The sequence below is a fragment of the Parasphingopyxis marina genome (assembly GCF_014237875.1).
GTDB lineage: Bacteria > Pseudomonadota > Alphaproteobacteria > Sphingomonadales > Sphingomonadaceae > Parasphingopyxis > Parasphingopyxis marina.
The window spans coordinates 1113176-1128964 of record NZ_JACJVJ010000002.1 but is presented as its reverse complement, the minus strand read 5'-3'; the positions used below and the strand labels follow the sequence as shown (position 1 = coordinate 1128964).

The 15789-nt window shown below is 64.1% G+C and carries 14 protein-coding genes; 8 read left to right on the top strand and 6 right to left on the bottom strand.

Translation table 11 applies throughout. The annotated features are described in order from the left end of the window. Positions 1 to 36 precede the first annotated feature (36 nt). Together H6P80_RS14270 and H6P80_RS14265 are read right to left on the bottom strand one after the other, a co-directional pair. Positions 37 to 663 carry an NrsF family protein gene (locus H6P80_RS14270; RefSeq protein WP_185802012.1) on the bottom strand — a complete coding sequence of 209 codons (627 nt, stop codon included), beginning with the start codon at positions 661 to 663 and terminating at the stop codon, positions 37 to 39. Then, positions 663 to 1187, bottom strand: coding sequence for a sigma-70 family RNA polymerase sigma factor (locus H6P80_RS14265; protein WP_185802011.1), 525 nt, complete (start codon positions 1185 to 1187; stop codon positions 663 to 665). The genes H6P80_RS14270 and H6P80_RS14265 overlap by 1 nt, the downstream gene beginning before the upstream one ends. A 421-nt stretch (positions 1188 to 1608) precedes the next feature. Between H6P80_RS14265 and groES the strand changes: the two genes are divergently transcribed. Then, positions 1609 to 1896 (top strand): co-chaperone GroES, encoded by a 288-nt coding sequence (gene groES / locus H6P80_RS14260; protein WP_185802010.1) that lies wholly within the window; start codon positions 1609 to 1611, stop codon positions 1894 to 1896. Between the two features lie 66 nt (positions 1897 to 1962). Beyond that, positions 1963 to 3603, top strand: a complete 1641-nt coding sequence (gene groL, locus H6P80_RS14255; protein WP_185802009.1) for a chaperonin GroEL — start codon at positions 1963 to 1965, stop codon at positions 3601 to 3603. 84 nt (positions 3604 to 3687) lie between these two features. Here the strand turns inward: groL and H6P80_RS14250 are convergent, their stop codons facing one another. From H6P80_RS14250 to H6P80_RS14240, 3 genes are all read right to left on the bottom strand, one after another. After that, positions 3688 to 3906 (bottom strand): hypothetical protein, encoded by a 219-nt coding sequence (locus H6P80_RS14250; protein WP_185802008.1) that lies wholly within the window; start codon positions 3904 to 3906, stop codon positions 3688 to 3690. A gap of 104 nt (positions 3907 to 4010) precedes the next feature. Next, the gene (locus H6P80_RS14245) at positions 4011 to 4268 is read right to left on the bottom strand and encodes a circumsporozoite protein (protein ID WP_185802007.1); all 258 of its coding nucleotides are present in this window, start codon (positions 4266 to 4268) and stop codon (positions 4011 to 4013) included. Between the two features lie 130 nt (positions 4269 to 4398). Beyond that, positions 4399 to 5349: an MlaA family lipoprotein gene (locus H6P80_RS14240; RefSeq protein WP_235973892.1), complete on the bottom strand. Its 951-nt coding sequence runs from the start codon at positions 5347 to 5349 to the stop codon at positions 4399 to 4401. Between the two features lie 193 nt (positions 5350 to 5542). Between H6P80_RS14240 and H6P80_RS14235 the strand changes: the two genes are divergently transcribed. The 6 genes from H6P80_RS14235 (at position 5543) to H6P80_RS14210 (ending at position 14054) form a co-directional block, all read left to right on the top strand. Then, positions 5543 to 6499 (top strand): ArsR/SmtB family transcription factor, encoded by a 957-nt coding sequence (locus H6P80_RS14235; RefSeq protein WP_185802006.1) that lies wholly within the window; start codon positions 5543 to 5545, stop codon positions 6497 to 6499. Beyond that, positions 6496 to 7437, top strand: a complete 942-nt coding sequence (metF, locus tag H6P80_RS14230) for a methylenetetrahydrofolate reductase (RefSeq protein ID WP_185802005.1) — start codon at positions 6496 to 6498, stop codon at positions 7435 to 7437. Before H6P80_RS14235 ends, metF begins: the two co-directional genes overlap by 4 nt. Then, positions 7434 to 8480 (top strand): homocysteine S-methyltransferase family protein, encoded by a 1047-nt coding sequence (locus tag H6P80_RS14225; protein WP_185802004.1) that lies wholly within the window; start codon positions 7434 to 7436, stop codon positions 8478 to 8480. The genes metF and H6P80_RS14225 overlap by 4 nt, the downstream gene beginning before the upstream one ends. Positions 8481 to 8502: 22 nt before the next feature. After that, positions 8503 to 11169, top strand: coding sequence for a methionine synthase (gene metH / locus H6P80_RS14220; protein ID WP_185802161.1), 2667 nt, complete (start codon positions 8503 to 8505; stop codon positions 11167 to 11169). Between the two features lie 110 nt (positions 11170 to 11279). Continuing rightward, a complete protein-coding gene (locus H6P80_RS14215) occupies positions 11280 to 12218 on the top strand; it encodes a right-handed parallel beta-helix repeat-containing protein (protein WP_185802003.1) in 939 nt (312 codons plus the stop codon). Positions 12219 to 12266: 48 nt separating this feature from the next. Continuing rightward, complete coding sequence (locus H6P80_RS14210; protein ID WP_185802002.1) at positions 12267 to 14054, top strand: arylsulfatase; 1788 nt, start codon at positions 12267 to 12269, stop codon at positions 14052 to 14054. Positions 14055 to 14061: 7 nt separating this feature from the next. Here the strand turns inward: H6P80_RS14210 and H6P80_RS14205 are convergent, their stop codons facing one another. Beyond that, a complete protein-coding gene (locus H6P80_RS14205) occupies positions 14062 to 15735 on the bottom strand; it encodes an alkaline phosphatase family protein (protein WP_185802001.1) in 1674 nt (557 codons plus the stop codon). Positions 15736 to 15789 lie beyond the last annotated feature (54 nt).

Sequence of the window (15789 nt, the reverse complement as noted above, 5' to 3'; positions counted from 1 at the left end):
TTTCTGCAGGGCGCGGGAATGCGCCTGCGGGCGGCTCTACCAGCGGATAAGGCGCGGGACGAGCAGACGGCCGGCGATCGTCGTCGCGGCGATGGCGAGCGTGTACCAGAGGCCGAAATAGACGATGTCGTCGTGCGGGCAGTGCATGGAATAGGCGAACGTGCCGAAGCTGCCTGCGGACAGCCCGGTGACGATGCCCGCGCGTTCGGGGGAGACCGGTGCGCCGCGCCGCAGCCACAGGGTCAAGGCCGCGGCGATGGCGGTGCCGATGCCAATTGAAATGACCAGACAGAAGATCCCGTCGCCCGGATAGATGCGGTCGGCGACAGGGGTTTCCCCGGCGAACGCGGTAACGAAGGCGGCGACGGGCACGACCGCGCAGGCACCTGCCGCCCAGCGCCAGCCGGTGCGATGCATACCGACGGCCGGACGCGCCATGCCCGTGACCGCTGCAAGGCTGGCGACGCCGACGATTAACAGCAGCCCGCTGCGCATCAGGAACATCGGTTCGGTCATCCCGCTGCGCCAGCCGAACAGCTGCGTCACGACGCCCGTTCCGGTAAGCGTGATCATGCCGACGACCGCGGCGGCGATTGCCGGATTGACCGGCCTGACGGGCGTCAGCGCGTCGGCGAGCGCGTCGAGATCGAACCTGTCGGCCATCACTCTTCCTCAATTGCCGCCGACATGCGCTTCATGCCGCGATGGATGTTGACCTTGACCAGCGATTCCGATTGCCCGGTGCGCATCGAGGCTTCGGCTATCGACAGACCCTCGATTTTCACCAGGCGGATCGCCAATGCCTGTTTTTCGGGAATCAGACCGAGCAGCCGTTCCAGCCCGATCTTCGCCGCGATCGCCTGGTCGGCGGGATCGGCGGTGATCTCCTCGTTGAGCTCGCTTTCCTTCGCCCGGTAAACCTTGCGCAGATGATCGACCCAGCGATAGCGGGCGATCGCCGCGAGCCAGGGCAAAAAGGGGCGGCTGGAATCCCATGAGGCGCGCTTGCGATGGAGCGACATCAGCGTATCCTGCACCAGGTCGTCCAGCGTGCCCGCGTCGATCTTGCGTGCATAATAGCGTTTGAGCCAGGTTTCGCATTCGCCGAGCAGCAGGCGATAGGCGTTCCTGTCGCCCTGCTGCGCCAGCGCCATGAGCCGCGCCAAGGTTTCGTCATCGGCGACCATGATCCAGACTTAGCACGGGAAGGCCCGATGCATAGCCCGGCGCCCGCGAATTTCGGCCTTTGAATTTCGGCCCGCGAATTTCGGAAGGCCGTCCGGTCCGGCCCCGCGAAAGGGGGCGCCGGGGCGCGGAAGGCTGATGCGGTTCGGGGGGAAGAGGTTATGGTCATGGGCGATTGCCGATAGTTACCCTGCCGGTTCGTCCCCGCCACGACCGCGGTTACATCGGTTCGACTAAAAAATTGCGATATTTACCGCGTTTTTCCTTGAAAGCGTGCGCCGCGCGATTAAATGCGCTTCTGTTAGCACTCGCGCTAAGAGAGTGCTAAAACCCGTTTCGAAGATCTGGGTGGATCGGCGTGGCTCTCCGGCTTCCGGGTACAGCTCGTCCCCGCCTTTTTGAGGGAATAAGAAAGGAAACACCATGGGATTTCGTCCGTTGCACGATCGCGTGCTCGTTCGCCGCGTTGAAGCCGAAGAGAAAACCGCCGGCGGGATCATCATCCCCGACAGCGCTCAGGAAAAGCCGCAGGAAGGTGAAGTTGTCGCCGCCGGTTCGGGCCTCAAGGCCGACGATGGCAAGGTGACCCCGCTGGACGTCAAAAAGGGCGATCGCATCCTGTTCGGCAAATGGTCGGGCACCGAAGTGAAGCTCGACGGCGAAGAGCTGCTCATCATGAAAGAAAGCGACATTCTCGGCATCGTTGGCTGAGCCAAGGACGCCGGAACACCCGCTTTTTTCGTTTCACGAAACACCAGAACAAAGAGGTAAGCTATCATGGCAGCCAAAGACGTAAAATTTTCCCGTGACGCGCGCGAGCGCATCATGAAAGGCGTGGACATTCTCGCCGACGCGGTGAAGGTCACGCTCGGTCCGAAGGGCCGCAACGTCGTCATCGACAAGTCGTTCGGCGCTCCGCGTATCACCAAGGACGGCGTCACCGTCGCCAAGGAAATCGAACTCAAGGACAAGTTCGAGAATATGGGCGCGCAGATGGTCAAGGAAGTCGCTTCCAAGACCAACGACATCGCCGGCGACGGCACCACCACCGCCACGGTTCTCGCCCAGGCGATCGTCCGCGAAGGCATGAAGTCGGTCGCGGCCGGCATGAACCCGATGGACCTGAAGCGCGGCATCGATCTCGCTGTCGGCAAGGTCATCGCGGATCTCCAGAGCCGTTCGAAGAACGTCAAGGATTCGGCGGAAATCGCGCAGGTCGGCGTGATTTCGGCGAATGGCGACCGTGAAGTCGGCGAGAAGATCGCCGAGGCCATGGAAAAGGTCGGCAAGGAAGGCGTGATCACCGTGGAAGAGGCCAAGGGTCTCGAATTCGAGCTCGATGTCGTCGAAGGCATGCAGTTCGACCGCGGCTACCTGTCGCCTTACTTCGTCACCAATCCGGAACGGATGAATGTCGAACTCGATAACCCGTATATCCTCATCCACGAGAAGAAGCTCACCAACCTCCAGGCGATGCTGCCGATTCTCGAGGCCGTGGTGCAGTCGGGCCGTCCGCTGTTGATCATCGCCGAGGACATCGAGGGCGAGGCTCTCGCTACGCTCGTCGTCAACAAGCTGCGCGGTGGCCTGAAGGTTGCGGCCGTCAAGGCGCCGGGCTTCGGCGATCGTCGCAAGGCGATGCTCGAGGACATCGCGATCCTGACCAAGGGCGAGATGATCTCCGAAGATCTCGGCATCAAGCTCGAGAGCGTTACGCTGGGTATGCTCGGTGAAGCCAAGCGCGTCACCATCGACAAGGACAACTCGGTCATCGTCGATGGCGCTGGCGACAAGAAGGCGATCAAGGCCCGCGTCGAGACCATCCGCCAGCAGATCGAAACGACGACCAGCGACTATGACCGCGAGAAGCTCCAGGAGCGCCTTGCCAAGCTCGCCGGCGGCGTTGCCGTTATCAAGGTTGGCGGTGCGTCCGAGATCGAGGTCAAGGAACGCAAGGACCGCGTCGACGACGCCCTGCACGCCACGCGCGCAGCCGTCGAAGAAGGCATCGTCCCGGGTGGCGGTACCGCGCTGCTCTACGCCACCAAGGCTCTGAAGGGTCTCGAGGGCGAGAATGATGACCAGACCCGCGGTGTCGATATCGTCCGGAAGGCGCTGTACGCGCCGGTTCGCCAGATTGCCGAAAATGCCGGCCATGACGGCGCGGTCGTTTCGGGCAAGCTGCTGGACGGCAAGGACCCCAAGCTTGGCTTCAACGCCCAGACGGACGTTTATGAAGACCTCGTCAAGGCCGGCGTGATCGACCCGACCAAGGTCGTCCGCGCTGCGCTGCAGGATGCCGCTTCGGTTGCCGGGCTGCTCATCACCACCGAAGCGACGGTGGCCGAGCTTCCCGAAGACAAGGGCGCCGCGCCTGCCATGCCCGATATGGGCGGCATGGGCGGTATGGGCTTCTAGGCCGCCCGCTCACCAGCAAAAAAAAGGGCCGGAGGAGCGATCCTCCGGCCCTTTTTATTTATGCATCGGCGGCAAGCGGCCCGGCTAGTGTTCGTCTTGCTCTTCCAGCCCGGGATCGGTTGCGGCGGTCTCGGGCGTCTGCACGGCGGCTTCATAGTCGGCCTGCGCTTCGTCGAGGGCGGCCGCGGCTTCGTCGAGCTGGCGTTCTTCGGCGCTCGACAATCCCTGTTCGGCGTCGGGCGAACTGCAGGCCGGCAAGGCGGACAGCGCCAGGAGCGGCAATGCGAAGCGCTTTGCATTCATTTCTCATGTTCCGATTGCGAGTGGGCGGGCGTGATCCGGACGAAAAAAAAGCCGCGCTCCTTGCGGGGCGCGGCTTGTTATTTTCGCTTTGCGCGAAGCGGGCCTTATTCGGCCGGCGCTTCTTCGGGCATTGCGTCTGCGGCAGCTTCGCCGGCGCTGTCGGCCATCGCGTCCATCTGCTCCATGGCTTCGTCCGTGGCGGCTTCGACATCGGCAGCAGCTTCTTCAGCGGCGGCCGTGGCTTCGTCAGCGGCTTCGGCAACGGCGTCGGCGGCTTCTTCAGCCGAGGTGTCCGAACCACCACAGGCGGCGAGGCCGAGCGAAGCAGCAACGGCGAGCGGAAGTGCAAAAGTCTTGGTCATGGGTCACTCTCTCCCAATTGGTGAAAGGTTTCTAGCAAATGACTTTGGCCCCCGGAGGGGTCCCCCCGAAACCAGTCATGGATTTTTAACGTCCCTTGAACAGGAACGCAACGCAAAGCTGATCTGCCCCTTAATGGGGGTAGGGCGCGTTTTCTTGGCCGAACAGGAAGGCGCTTTCCTCATAGGGAAGCTCGGGCGTGGTCTCCGGCGTCGTGCCGCCGGGTTCGATTGCCTCGTCGGAGCCCGGAAAATCGGCCTCATCGGCGGGCGGAGGGCCGAAATTGCCGTCTTCGCCACCCGCTTCGTCAAGATCGTCGAACGCCGCTTCGAACGCCGCGTCTTCGCTTTCGCCGAGCGATGCGGGGTCCAGATTCAGGATATCGGCCTCGCGTTGCTGGAAATAGGCGGACCGCGCGGCGGCATAGGGATCGGCGGAGGTTTCCAGAAAGGCATCGGCGCCCGACTCGGACAGATTCGCGCGCGTATCGATGATGCTCACACCTCTGAGCCCCCAAAGCTCCTGCGTCGACAGGCCGACCCGTGTATCGAGGAAGATCGTCGCGGGGTCGGCGATGAAGCCGACGATCGAGCCGACAAGATCCCGGCCCGTCGTCGGCCCGAGCAGCGGAACGACGCGATAGCCGCCGTCGCCGACGCCCCATACCGCAAGCGTCTGCCCGAAATCCTCGGGCGCGGGCTCGATGCCGATTTCGGTCGCGACATCGGCGAGGCCGCCGACGCCGACCGTCGTGTTGACGATGAAGCGGCCAAGATTGCGTATCGCCCGGTCGGGATGGCCCTGGAGCAAATTGTTGATGAACGACCAGGGCTCTCCCAGATTACGCAGGAAGTTGCTGATCCCGCGCCGTGCGGGCCGCGGTGCCACCGCGCGATAAACGTCGGAAACGGGCCGAATGACGGCGCCGTCCGCGGCCTGGTTCGCCGACCAGATATCGCGGTTGAACTCTTCATGGGGATCGCGGTCGGCAAGGCTGTTTGGCCCGGCTTGCGTCGTCGCGCAGCCGCCGAGCGCGCCGCCCAGCATCAGAAGCATCAGCAATGTCGGTAGCAACTTGCGCAAACAGAGTCTCCGGACGGGCAGGACAGCCAAAAGTAAGGATGCCGTGCGCATTAACCAGTGTCGAGCGTTTTTGACCGTTAACGGGGGATGGACGGGAATTACAATATTCGCAATAAATATCTGAATTCACAATATAAAAATGAGTATCGATGAGGGATTGACCGTATATAAAGATATCTTTATGTCTTTATAAATGAGATCAGAGCTCGAGATATTCCGTGCGCTCGCCGATCCGACCCGCCTCCGGATCGTAGCATTGCTGCGCGCCATGGAGCTGTCCGTGGGCGAGCTGGCGCAGGTACTGGGGCAAAGCCAGCCCCGTGTGTCGCGCCATGTGAAAATCCTCGTCGATGCCGGGCTCTCCGAGCGCCGCAAGGAAGGGAGCTGGGCGTTCCTCAGCCTTGGCGATCCGATGCGGGTGCGGCCGTTGCTCGACGCCATCGATGCCTGGTCGGAAGAAGGCGAGGATCATTGGACTCGGGCCGATCTGGCACGGCTGGAGGCGGTGCGCGCCGACCGCCAGGCTGCGGCCGAGCAGTTTTTCGCCGCCAATGCCGAGCAATGGGATGCAATGCGCACGCTGCACATCGCCGAAAGCGAAGTCGAGGCGGCGATGCAACGCGCGCTGGACACGGGCCCGATCGGCAAGCTCGTCGATATCGGTACGGGCACCGGACGGATGCTCGAACTGTTCGGCGGCGATGCGGAAAGCGTCAAGGGTATCGATCGCAGCCCGGAAATGCTGCGGCTGGCCCGCGCCAAGCTCGCCGAAGCGGGGCTCGAAACCGCCGAACTGCGCCAGGGCGACATGTATGCGCTGGATCTGCCGGACGGCGCCGCGAGTACCGTGATCATCCATCAGGTGCTGCACTATGCGCAGCAGCCGGCGGCGGCGATCGCCGAGGCGGCGCGCATCCTGGAAACCGGCGGGCGGCTGCTGATCGCGGATTTCGCGGCGCATGAACGCGAAGAATTGCGCAGTCGCGATGCCCATGCCCGTCTCGGCTTTTCGGACGAACAGATCGAAGGCTGGTTCAAGGCGGCGGGCCTGGAAGGCGGCCTTGCCGAGCAGCTGGAAGGCGGCGAACTGACGGTGAAGCTGTGGCTCGGCCACCGCAAGCCGGGTTCCCGGCTCAAGATCGTCGCATGAACTTGACCGTCAAACAGCTAAGCGAAGCGCGGCGCGCGCTCGACGAACCGCTGTTCGCCGATTTGGCGGGCGACGTGGATGTCTCGTTCGAATTCTTTCCGCCGAAAACAGACCGGATGGGCGAAACGCTCTGGTCGTCGATCCGCACGCTCGAGCCGCTTTCGCCGCGCTTCGTATCCGTTACCTATGGCGCGGGCGGCACGACGCGCGAGCGGACCCACGCGACCGTTCGCCGGATCGTCGAGGAAACCGGGCTTGATGCCGCCGCCCACCTGACCTGTGTCGGCGCGTCCAGGGCCGAACTCGAAACCATCCTTCGCGACTATTGGGATGCCGGGGTGCGTCATATCGTTGCGCTGCGCGGCGATCCGCAAGGGCAGGGCGAACGCTATGCCTCGCATCCGGACGGCTATTCGAGCGCTGCCGACCTCGTGGCGGGCATCGCGGCGGTGCGGCCGTTCGAGATTTCCGTTGCCGCCTATCCCGAAACCCATCCCGAGGCGCACAGCGCGAAAACCGATCTCGACAATCTTCGGCGCAAGCTCGACGCCGGGGCGACGCGCGCGATCACGCAATTCTTCTTTTCCGCCGACACCTTTTTCCGCTTTCGCGACGCGGCGGCGGCGGCGGGTATCGATGCCGAGATCGTGCCAGGCATTTTGCCGGTTTCGAACGTCGCCCAGACGCGCAAATTCGCCCATATGTGCGGGGCGCAGATCCCGCCCTGGATGGATAGGCTGTTCGAGGGGCTGGATGACAACCCCGCTGCACGCCAGCTTGTCGCGGCAACGGTAACCGCCGAGCTGTGCCGCAAGCTCTATGCGGGCGGCGCGCGCGAATTTCATTTCTACACGCTCAACCGGGCCGAGCTCAGCTATGCGATCTGCCATCTTTTGGGGATCCGGCCACGACTCGGCGAACAGAAGAGAGCAGCATGACCGAAGCAGCCGATCGCCTGCGCGCGGCCGCGGCCGAACGCGTCCTCGTGATGGACGGTGCCTGGGGCACCGCCATCCAGAATTATGCGCTCGACGAAGCCGGTTATCGCGGCAGCCGGGAATTCGCGATGGACCAGAAGGGCAATAACGATATTCTTTGCCTGACGGAGCCCGAGATCGTCGAGGAAATCAGCGCCTCCTATATCGCGGCGGGCGCCGATATCGTCTCCACCAATACCTTTTCCAGCACAACGATCAGCCAGGCCGATTATGGCAATGAAGCGCTTGTCCGCGAACTCAATATCGCGGCGGCAAAGCTCGCGCGCCACGCCGCCGACACCGCGTCTACGCCGGATAAGCCGCGTTTCGTCGCCGGCGCGATCGGGCCGACCAACAAGACGCTGTCGCTCTCTCCCAATGTCGAAGATCCAGGGTTTCGCGAGGTCGATTTCGATCAGATGAAGGGGATCTATGGCGAACAGATCGACGGGCTTCTCGAAGGCGGCGTCGATTTCCTGCTCGTCGAGACGATTTTCGATACGCTCAACGCCAAGGCCGCGATCATGGCCGCGCTGGAAGCCGGCGAGGCGCGGGGCCAGGCGGTGCCGCTGATCCTGTCGATGACCATCACCGACATGTCCGGCCGCAATCTTTCGGGCCATTCGGTGGAAGGGTTCTGGGCGGCGGTTCGCCATGCCGATCCGCTGGCCGTGGGGCTCAACTGCTCGTTCGGCGCGGACAAGTTGCGCCCTGCCGTGGCCGCGCTGTCGGCAATCGCAGATACCCTCGTCATCGCCTATCCCAATGCCGGGCTGCCCAACGATCTCGGCGAATATGACGAGACGGCCGCGGAAACCGCCGCGCAGGTTTCCAAATGGCTCGACCAGGGCATCGTCAATATTGTCGGCGGCTGTTGCGGCACCACCACCGACCATATTCGCGCGCTGGCGGAAGTGGCAAAGGGCGCAACGCCGCGGGTGCCGCCTGCCCGGGCTACCAAGACCGTGCTCGCCGGCCTCGAACCCATGACCATCGCTGCGTAAGGACATCATGGCTACCAATCCCATGCCCATAGAAGATCCCCAGGATGTGCCCGCCAACGACGAGGCGGAAGCGGCGATCGCTTCCTTCGTCAATGTCGGCGAGCGCACCAACGTCACCGGTTCGGCGAAGTTCAAGAAGCTCATCCTCGCCGACGATTACGAGGCGGCGGTCGAAGTCGCGCGCCAGCAGGTCGAAAACGGCGCCCAGATCGTCGACGTCAATATGGACGAAGGCCTGCTCGATTCCGAAGCGGCGATGACGACCTTCCTCAAGCTGATCGCCGCCGAACCCGATATCGCGCGGGTGCCGGTAATGATCGACAGTTCCAAATGGAGCGTCATCGAGGCCGGATTGAAATGCGTTTCGGGCAAGCCGGTGGTCAATTCGATCAGCATGAAGGAAGGCGAGGAGGCGTTCCTCGCCCAGGCGCGCAAATGCCGGGCCTATGGCGCCGCCGTCGTCGTCATGGCATTCGACGAAACCGGGCAGGCCGACACGAGCGACCGCAAGGTCGAGATTTGCGAGCGCGCCTACAAGCTGCTTACCGAAAACGGCTTCCCGCCCGAAGACATCATCTTCGATCCCAACATCTTCGCGGTGGCGACGGGGATCGAGGAACATCGCCGCTATGCGCTCGATTTCATCGAGGCGGCCCGCGAAATCCGGGCGCGCTGCCCGGGCGTACACATCTCGGGCGGGCTATCCAATCTCAGCTTCAGCTTTCGTGGCAACGAACCGGTGCGCCGGGCGATGCATTCGGTGTTCCTCTATCACGCGATCCGCGCGGGCATGGACATGGGCATCGTCAATGCCGGCCAGCTCGACGTCTATGACGATATCGACGACGAATTGCGCGAGGCTTGCGAGGATGTGATCCTCGACCGCGAGCCCAAGGCCGGCGGCGATGCGACCGAGCGGCTGATCGAACTCGCCGAAGGTTATCGCGGCAAGAGCGCCAGGGACGAGAAGGAAGCCGAGGAATGGCGCAGCTGGGACGTGAAGAAACGGCTCGAATATGCGCTGGTCAAAGGCATCGACGCGCATGTCGTTGCCGATACCGAGCTCGCCCGGCAGGATGCGGAGCGGCCGATCCATGTGATCGAAGGGCCGCTGATGGACGGCATGAACGTCGTCGGCGATCTCTTCGGTTCGGGCAAGATGTTCCTACCCCAGGTCGTCAAGTCCGCGCGCGTGATGAAGAAGGCGGTGGCCCATCTTCTCCCCTATATCGAGGAGGAAAAGGACGAGAGCGCCCGGGGCAAGGGCACGATCATCATGGCGACGGTGAAGGGCGATGTGCACGATATCGGCAAGAATATCGTCGGTGTCGTGCTGCAATGTAACGGCTTCGAGATCGTCGATCTTGGCGTGATGACCCCGTGGAGCGACATCCTCGATGCGGCGCGCGAGCATGATGCCGACATGATCGGGCTTTCCGGCCTTATCACCCCCTCGCTCGACGAGATGGTGACGGTCGCCGAAGAAATGGAGCGCGCGGACATGACGATGCCGCTGCTGATCGGCGGTGCCACGACGAGCCGGGTGCACACGGCGATCCGCATCGACCCTGCCTATTCCGGGCCGGTCGTCCACTCTCTGGACGCGAGCCGCGCGGTCAGCGTCGCGTCTTCGCTGGTCTCCGACACGCAGCGCGATCCGCTCGTCGAGGAAACCGCGCAATCCTACGAAGACATCCGCATTGCACGCGCGGGCAAGGGCGGCAGCAAGCTCGTTTCGCTCGAAGAGGCGCGCGCCAATGCCTTCGGCACGGATTTCGCGCAAAAGGCGCCCGATCCCGTAAAGCCCGGCCTCCACGTCTATGACGAATGGGACCTGGAGGATCTGCGCGACCATATCGACTGGACGCCCTTCTTCCGCGCCTGGGAGCTGGCCGGCAATTATCCGGCGATCCTCGAGGACGATGTCGTGGGGGAAAGCGCGCGCGATCTTTTCAAGGACGGGCAGGCGATGCTCGACCGCATCATATCCGAGGGCTGGCTGAAGCCGCGCGCCGTGGCGGGCCTGTGGAAATGCCGCCGCGAGGGCGACGATATCGTCGTCGAAACCGAAACGGGCGAAACCCGCCTGCCGATGCTCCGCCAGCAGGTCGCCAAGCGCAGCGGCCGCGCGAACATGTGCCTGGCCGATTTCATCGATCCCGAAGGCGACTGGATTGGCGGCTTCGCGGTCTGTGCCGGCCATGGCATCGACGAACATCTGGCGCGCTTCAAGGCGGACACCGACGATTATTCGGATATCCTGCTCAAAGCGCTGGCCGACCGGCTGGCCGAAGCCTTTGCCGAACGCATGCACAAACATGTCCGCACCGATCTCTGGGGCTATGCGGCGGACGAGGCGCTTTCGAGCGACGACCTGATCCGCGAGAAATATGACGGCATTCGCCCCGCGCCCGGCTATCCGGCCTGTCCGGACCACAGCCTGAAGCCGATGCTGTTCGAGCTGCTCGGCGGCGGATCGGGCCATAACGGCCCGGCCGGGATCGAGCTGACGGAAAGCTTCGCGATGTGGCCAACGGCGGCGGTCTCGGGTTTCTATTTCGCCCATCCGCAATCGGCCTATTTCGGGGTCGCCACCATCGATCAGGACCAGCTGCACGAATATGCCGGGCGCCGGGATGTCGATCTGGAGACGGCGACACGCTGGCTGCGACCCAATCTCGACAGCTAGACGCGGTGAAAAGAGGGTAAACGGCCCGAAAAGCCGGAATTAACCGTAAAATTTGCGATTTTCTTAACCGACCGGGGCGCACGCGGAGGCGATCAACCCGGGAGTTTTCGATGCGCCTGTCCCCGTTCATCCTGCTGATCGCGCTTGCCGTCACCGCGCCGCTTGCCGCGCAGCAGGGCGCCGCGCCCTTCACCATCGAGGAAACCGGCCAGGGCTTTGCGCGGCTCGACCAGGCGGTCGCCGCCATCGGCAATGGCGAGGCGACGATCGTGATCGCGCCAGGCACCTATCGCCAGTGCGCGGTGCAGGAGGCGGGCGTCATCACCTTCCGCGCCGCCGAAGCGGGTACCGCGATCTTCGATGGCGTTGCCTGCGAGCAAAAGGCGGCGCTGGTCCTGCGCGGCCGCGGCGCGCGGATCGACGGACTGGTCTTCCAGAATCTGCGCGTGCCGGACGGCAATGGCGCTGGCATCCGCCTCGAACAATCCGATCTCGAGGTCCATAATTCGATGTTCCGTAATTCGGAGGAAGGCATCCTGACGGCCTCGGATCCTTCGGCTTCGATCCGTATCGACCGGTCGACCTTTTCCGGTCTCGGCCGCTGCGACCGCGATTTGAGCTGCGCGCACAGCATCTATGTTGGCGATTATGGCTCGCTGGAGGTCACCCGCTCCCGGTTCGAGCGCGGGCGGGGCGGCCATTATGTGAAGAGCCGCGCACCGATGGTCAGCGTCACCGATTCCTCCTTCGACGATACGGCCGGCAGCGCGACCAACTATATGATCGATCTTCCGGCAGGTTCGCGCGGTGAGATCGCGCGCAACATCTTCGTGCAGGGCGAGGACAAGGAAAATTGGAGTGCCTTCATCGCCGTCGGCGCGGAAGACATCGCCCATTCCAGCGCCGGGCTGTCGATTGCCGGCAACCAGGCCTCGATCGCGCCCGGCGTCCAGCGCAACACCTGGTTCGTCGCCGACTGGACGGGCCAGCAGCTGCGCATCGGCGAAAACGAACTCGGGCAAGGCATCACCGTTTTCGACCGGCGCTAGCGCGCCTCGTCATTTCGGCCTAGATTTCCCCAAAAAAGGGGAAGCGGGATGCGGAAACCGGCATGGATCGGCCTGGCCCTGGCGCTTGTCGTGGCGCTGCCGGGCCTCGCGAAGGCGCAGGAGCGCGCACGCCCCAATATCGTCCTGATCGTAGCCGACGACGTCGCCTTCACCGATTTCGGTGCCTATGGCAGCGAAATCCGCACGCCCAATATCGATGCGCTGGCGCGGCGCGGCACGCTGTTCACGAATTATCATGCGACGCCGATGTGCGCCCCTTCGCGCGCCATGCTGATGACCGGTATCGACAGCCACCGCGCCGGCATCGGCAACCTGCCGGAAACCACGCCCGAAGAGCATCGCGGGTCGCCCGCCTATCTGGGGCGGCTGCACGGCGACGTGCCGACCATTGCCGAGCGGCTGCGCGCGGCCGGCTATCGCACCTTCATGGCGGGCAAATGGCATCTGGGGCATACGCCCGGAAGCCTGCCCAGCGCGCGCGGCTTCGATCGCACCTTCATTCTGGATGCGACCGGGGCCGACAATTGGGAACACCGGCCTTATCTGCCCTATTATGACCGCGCCGAATGGTTTTCGGACGGCGAGGCGGTGGAAGAGCTGCCTGCGGATTTCTATTCGTCGGAATATCTGGTCGAGCGGATGACGAGCTATATCGACGAGCCAGAAGAGCAAGGAGAGCCCGCGCCCTTTTTCGCCTATCTAGCCTTTCAGGCGATCCATATCCCGGTTCAGGCGCCGCGCGAATATACGATGCGCTATGCCGACCGCTATCATGCTGGCTGGCAGGCGCTGCGCGAGGAGCGGCACCGGGCGGCGGTCGCGCGCGGCATCGTACCCGCCGATGCGCGGCTCGGCCCGATGCATCCGGAAATGCGCGACTGGGGCGATCTCAGCGCCGAGGAACGCGAATGGTATGCCCGGGCAATGGCGGTCAATGCCGGGATGCTGGAGGCGATGGACCATTATCTCGGCCAGTTGATCGCCCATCTGCGCGAGACCGGCGAATATGAGAATACGATCTTCATCGTCACCTCGGACAATGGCCCTGAGGGCGCACTGCCAACGGCATCGGGCGCGATGCGGATGTGGATGTGGTTGGTCGGCTATTCGCGCGACATCGAGACATTGGGCGAGCGCGGCAGCTTCGCCTTTATCGGCCCCGAATGGGCGAGCGCCTCGGCTTCTCCGCATCATCTGTTCAAATTCTACGCAGGCGAGGGCGGTACGCGGGTGCCGCTGATTGTTGCCGGGCCGGGCGTGGAGAGCGGGCGCATGGCCCGGCAACTAGCACTGATCAGCGATATCCCCGCGACTATCGCCGCCTTGGCCGGCGCGGACGGTGACGGGATGACGGGCCGTAATCTGATGCCGGTGCTCGAAGGGAGCGGGGACGCCGTCTATGGCCCCGACGAAGGCTTTGGCGTCGAAACGGCGGGACGCATGGCCTATTTTCAGGGCCGCTGGAAAATCCTGCGCAACGGCCCGCCGCTCGGCGACAATCGCTGGCGGCTCTACGATCTGGAAGCCGATCCCGGGGAAACGACCGACCAGTCGGCGGCCGAGCCTGAGCGCTTCACCGCAATGCAGGCCGCCTATCGCCATTGGGCGGACGCGAACGGCGTGCTCGACATGCCCCAAGGCTATGATCCGATCGTTACCCTGCTGGAGCACAGCCAGGCGAAGATGCGCCGGCGTTACTGGTGGGCTTATTTGCTGGCGGGGCTGCTCGTCATCGGCGTGATCGCCGCGCCTGTCTGGTTGATCGTTCGAAGGCGGCGGAGGCGGCGCACGGCCAAGGTTTCCCCGTCATGCTGAATCCAGTTCAGGGTGACGAAGGCGCGGGAACCGCCGGGCAATTCGTCTCCGCGCCGGGCATCAGATCCAGGCAATGGCCGTCGATCGATGCTTGCGAAACATCGAGGTCGATCAGCGAAGCGAGGGTCGGCATGATATCCACGGTCATCACGCCCAGCGGCTGTTCGAAATGCGCGGCGCCCGGCCACCAGAAAAGGATCGGTACGCGCCGGTCATAATCCCATACGCTGCCATGGGTCGCGACATAGCGGCCGGGCAGCGCGACGGGGGAGGGTGTCACACGCGGATTGAGCACGACGAGGAAGTCGCCCGATCGTTCCGGGTTGAAGCTGGCGCGCAGCCGATCGAGCGTCGACCAGCTTTCGGGCGGGCCGGACGGCATCGGCTGGGCTGCGATCTCTTCGCGCGCGAAGACGCGGTGGACCTGGGGATGGGCGGAAATCATCGCGATGGCCCGGTCGCGGACTTCCGCGCGGCGTTCCTCCGGCACCGACCGATCGACGTAGAAGTCGCCGAACGGTCCGCTGAATCGAAGCAGCGGCGCCTCGAGGCCGGTCTCGGCGGCCAGCCGCTCGTTCAGGGTCTCGAAGCCGGGCAGCAGCCGCGTCGCATCGGGCGCGCCCTGAATCTGCTGGCGTTCGGGAAGGTCGAGTCCACCATGATCGGCAGTCAGCACCGCGACATAGTCGATCCCGCGTGCGTCCAGCCGGGCGAAGAAATCGCCGAGCATCGCGTCGAGCGCCATCAGCTGGACGCACATTTCCGCGCCTTCGGTGCCGTAGGCATGGCCGATATAGTCTGTCGAGGCGAGGCTGATCGCAAGCAGATCGGTAGCCTCGCCCTGGCCGAGTTCCATTTCGGAGACGAGATCGGCGGCAAGGTTCAGGGTCAGCACATCGCCTTCCGGCGTCGTCAGGATCGCGCGGCCGCCGCCCGGCCCGCGCGCAAAGAGGTGCGTGCCGACGCTCTGATTGTCGCCTGCGGGGATCGCCCGGTAATAGGCGGTGCAGGCCTCGGGCATCGGCAACGGCTGGCGGTCGGACGTCGCGGCGGTCGCAACCATCGCGTTGATTTCGGCAAGCGAAGCCGGGGCCTCGCGGTCTGCAAAGGTGGTGAAGCCGGACTCGCCCGGCCAGAACATCTGGTCGGCGTCATGGCCGCCCATCATTACCGCCGAACGGTCCTTCCCGGCCACCGCGACGACGCGGCTGGCCGGATTCGCCGCCTTCATGAGGTCGCCCAGGGTCGGCACCAGCAAGGTGCGGGGCGACACAGTATATTCTTCCGCCGTCGAACCCGGCACGCTGGTATCTTCCGCGCAGTACATGCTGGGTTCGTCGCGTTCGAGGTTCATGTCGAACCAGTGGTTGGCGATGATACCGGTATGCGCCGGGTGATTGCCCGTGAGGATGGTCGAATGGCCGGGGCAGGTCTCGGTCGCGGCGTGCGCCTGATAACCGGACGGGAAGACCACGCCGCTTAGCAGCCGGGCGAAGCCTCCGGTGAAATCCTGCCGATGCTGCGCGAAGATGTCGGCGCTCAGCTGATCCACGGAAATCGCGACGACCAGCCGGGGCGGGGCCGTGTCTGCGCCGGCTTCGGCGGCGGTCTGTTCCTGGCCCATGGCCGGCGAAAGGGCGGCCGCGGCGGTAACCAGGGCGGCGATGGCGGCGAATTTCATGGGCGATCCTCTTGGTGGTGCGCGGCGCGAATGGCGATGCTATAGCGCGCCGCG

What these genes read in the sequence shown, in the direction of transcription:
- H6P80_RS14270 (WP_185802012.1), bottom strand. Translation starts at nt 663, where the DNA reads ATGGCCGACAGGTTCGATCTCGACGCGCTCGCCGACGCGCTGACGCCC.
- H6P80_RS14265 (WP_185802011.1), bottom strand. Translation starts at nt 1,187, where the DNA reads ATGGTCGCCGATGACGAAACCTTGGCGCGGCTCATGGCGCTGGCGCAG.
- groES (WP_185802010.1), top strand. Translation starts at nt 1,609, where the DNA reads ATGGGATTTCGTCCGTTGCACGATCGCGTGCTCGTTCGCCGCGTTGAA.
- groL (WP_185802009.1), top strand. Translation starts at nt 1,963, where the DNA reads ATGGCAGCCAAAGACGTAAAATTTTCCCGTGACGCGCGCGAGCGCATC.
- H6P80_RS14250 (WP_185802008.1), bottom strand. Translation starts at nt 3,906, where the DNA reads ATGAATGCAAAGCGCTTCGCATTGCCGCTCCTGGCGCTGTCCGCCTTG.
- H6P80_RS14245 (WP_185802007.1), bottom strand. Translation starts at nt 4,268, where the DNA reads ATGACCAAGACTTTTGCACTTCCGCTCGCCGTTGCTGCTTCGCTCGGC.
- H6P80_RS14235 (WP_185802006.1), top strand. Translation starts at nt 5,543, where the DNA reads ATGAGATCAGAGCTCGAGATATTCCGTGCGCTCGCCGATCCGACCCGC.
- metF (WP_185802005.1), top strand. Translation starts at nt 6,496, where the DNA reads ATGAACTTGACCGTCAAACAGCTAAGCGAAGCGCGGCGCGCGCTCGAC.
- H6P80_RS14225 (WP_185802004.1), top strand. Translation starts at nt 7,434, where the DNA reads ATGACCGAAGCAGCCGATCGCCTGCGCGCGGCCGCGGCCGAACGCGTC.
- metH (WP_185802161.1), top strand. Translation starts at nt 8,503, where the DNA reads ATGCCCATAGAAGATCCCCAGGATGTGCCCGCCAACGACGAGGCGGAA.
- H6P80_RS14215 (WP_185802003.1), top strand. Translation starts at nt 11,280, where the DNA reads ATGCGCCTGTCCCCGTTCATCCTGCTGATCGCGCTTGCCGTCACCGCG.
- H6P80_RS14210 (WP_185802002.1), top strand. Translation starts at nt 12,267, where the DNA reads ATGCGGAAACCGGCATGGATCGGCCTGGCCCTGGCGCTTGTCGTGGCG.
- H6P80_RS14205 (WP_185802001.1), bottom strand. Translation starts at nt 15,735, where the DNA reads ATGAAATTCGCCGCCATCGCCGCCCTGGTTACCGCCGCGGCCGCCCTT.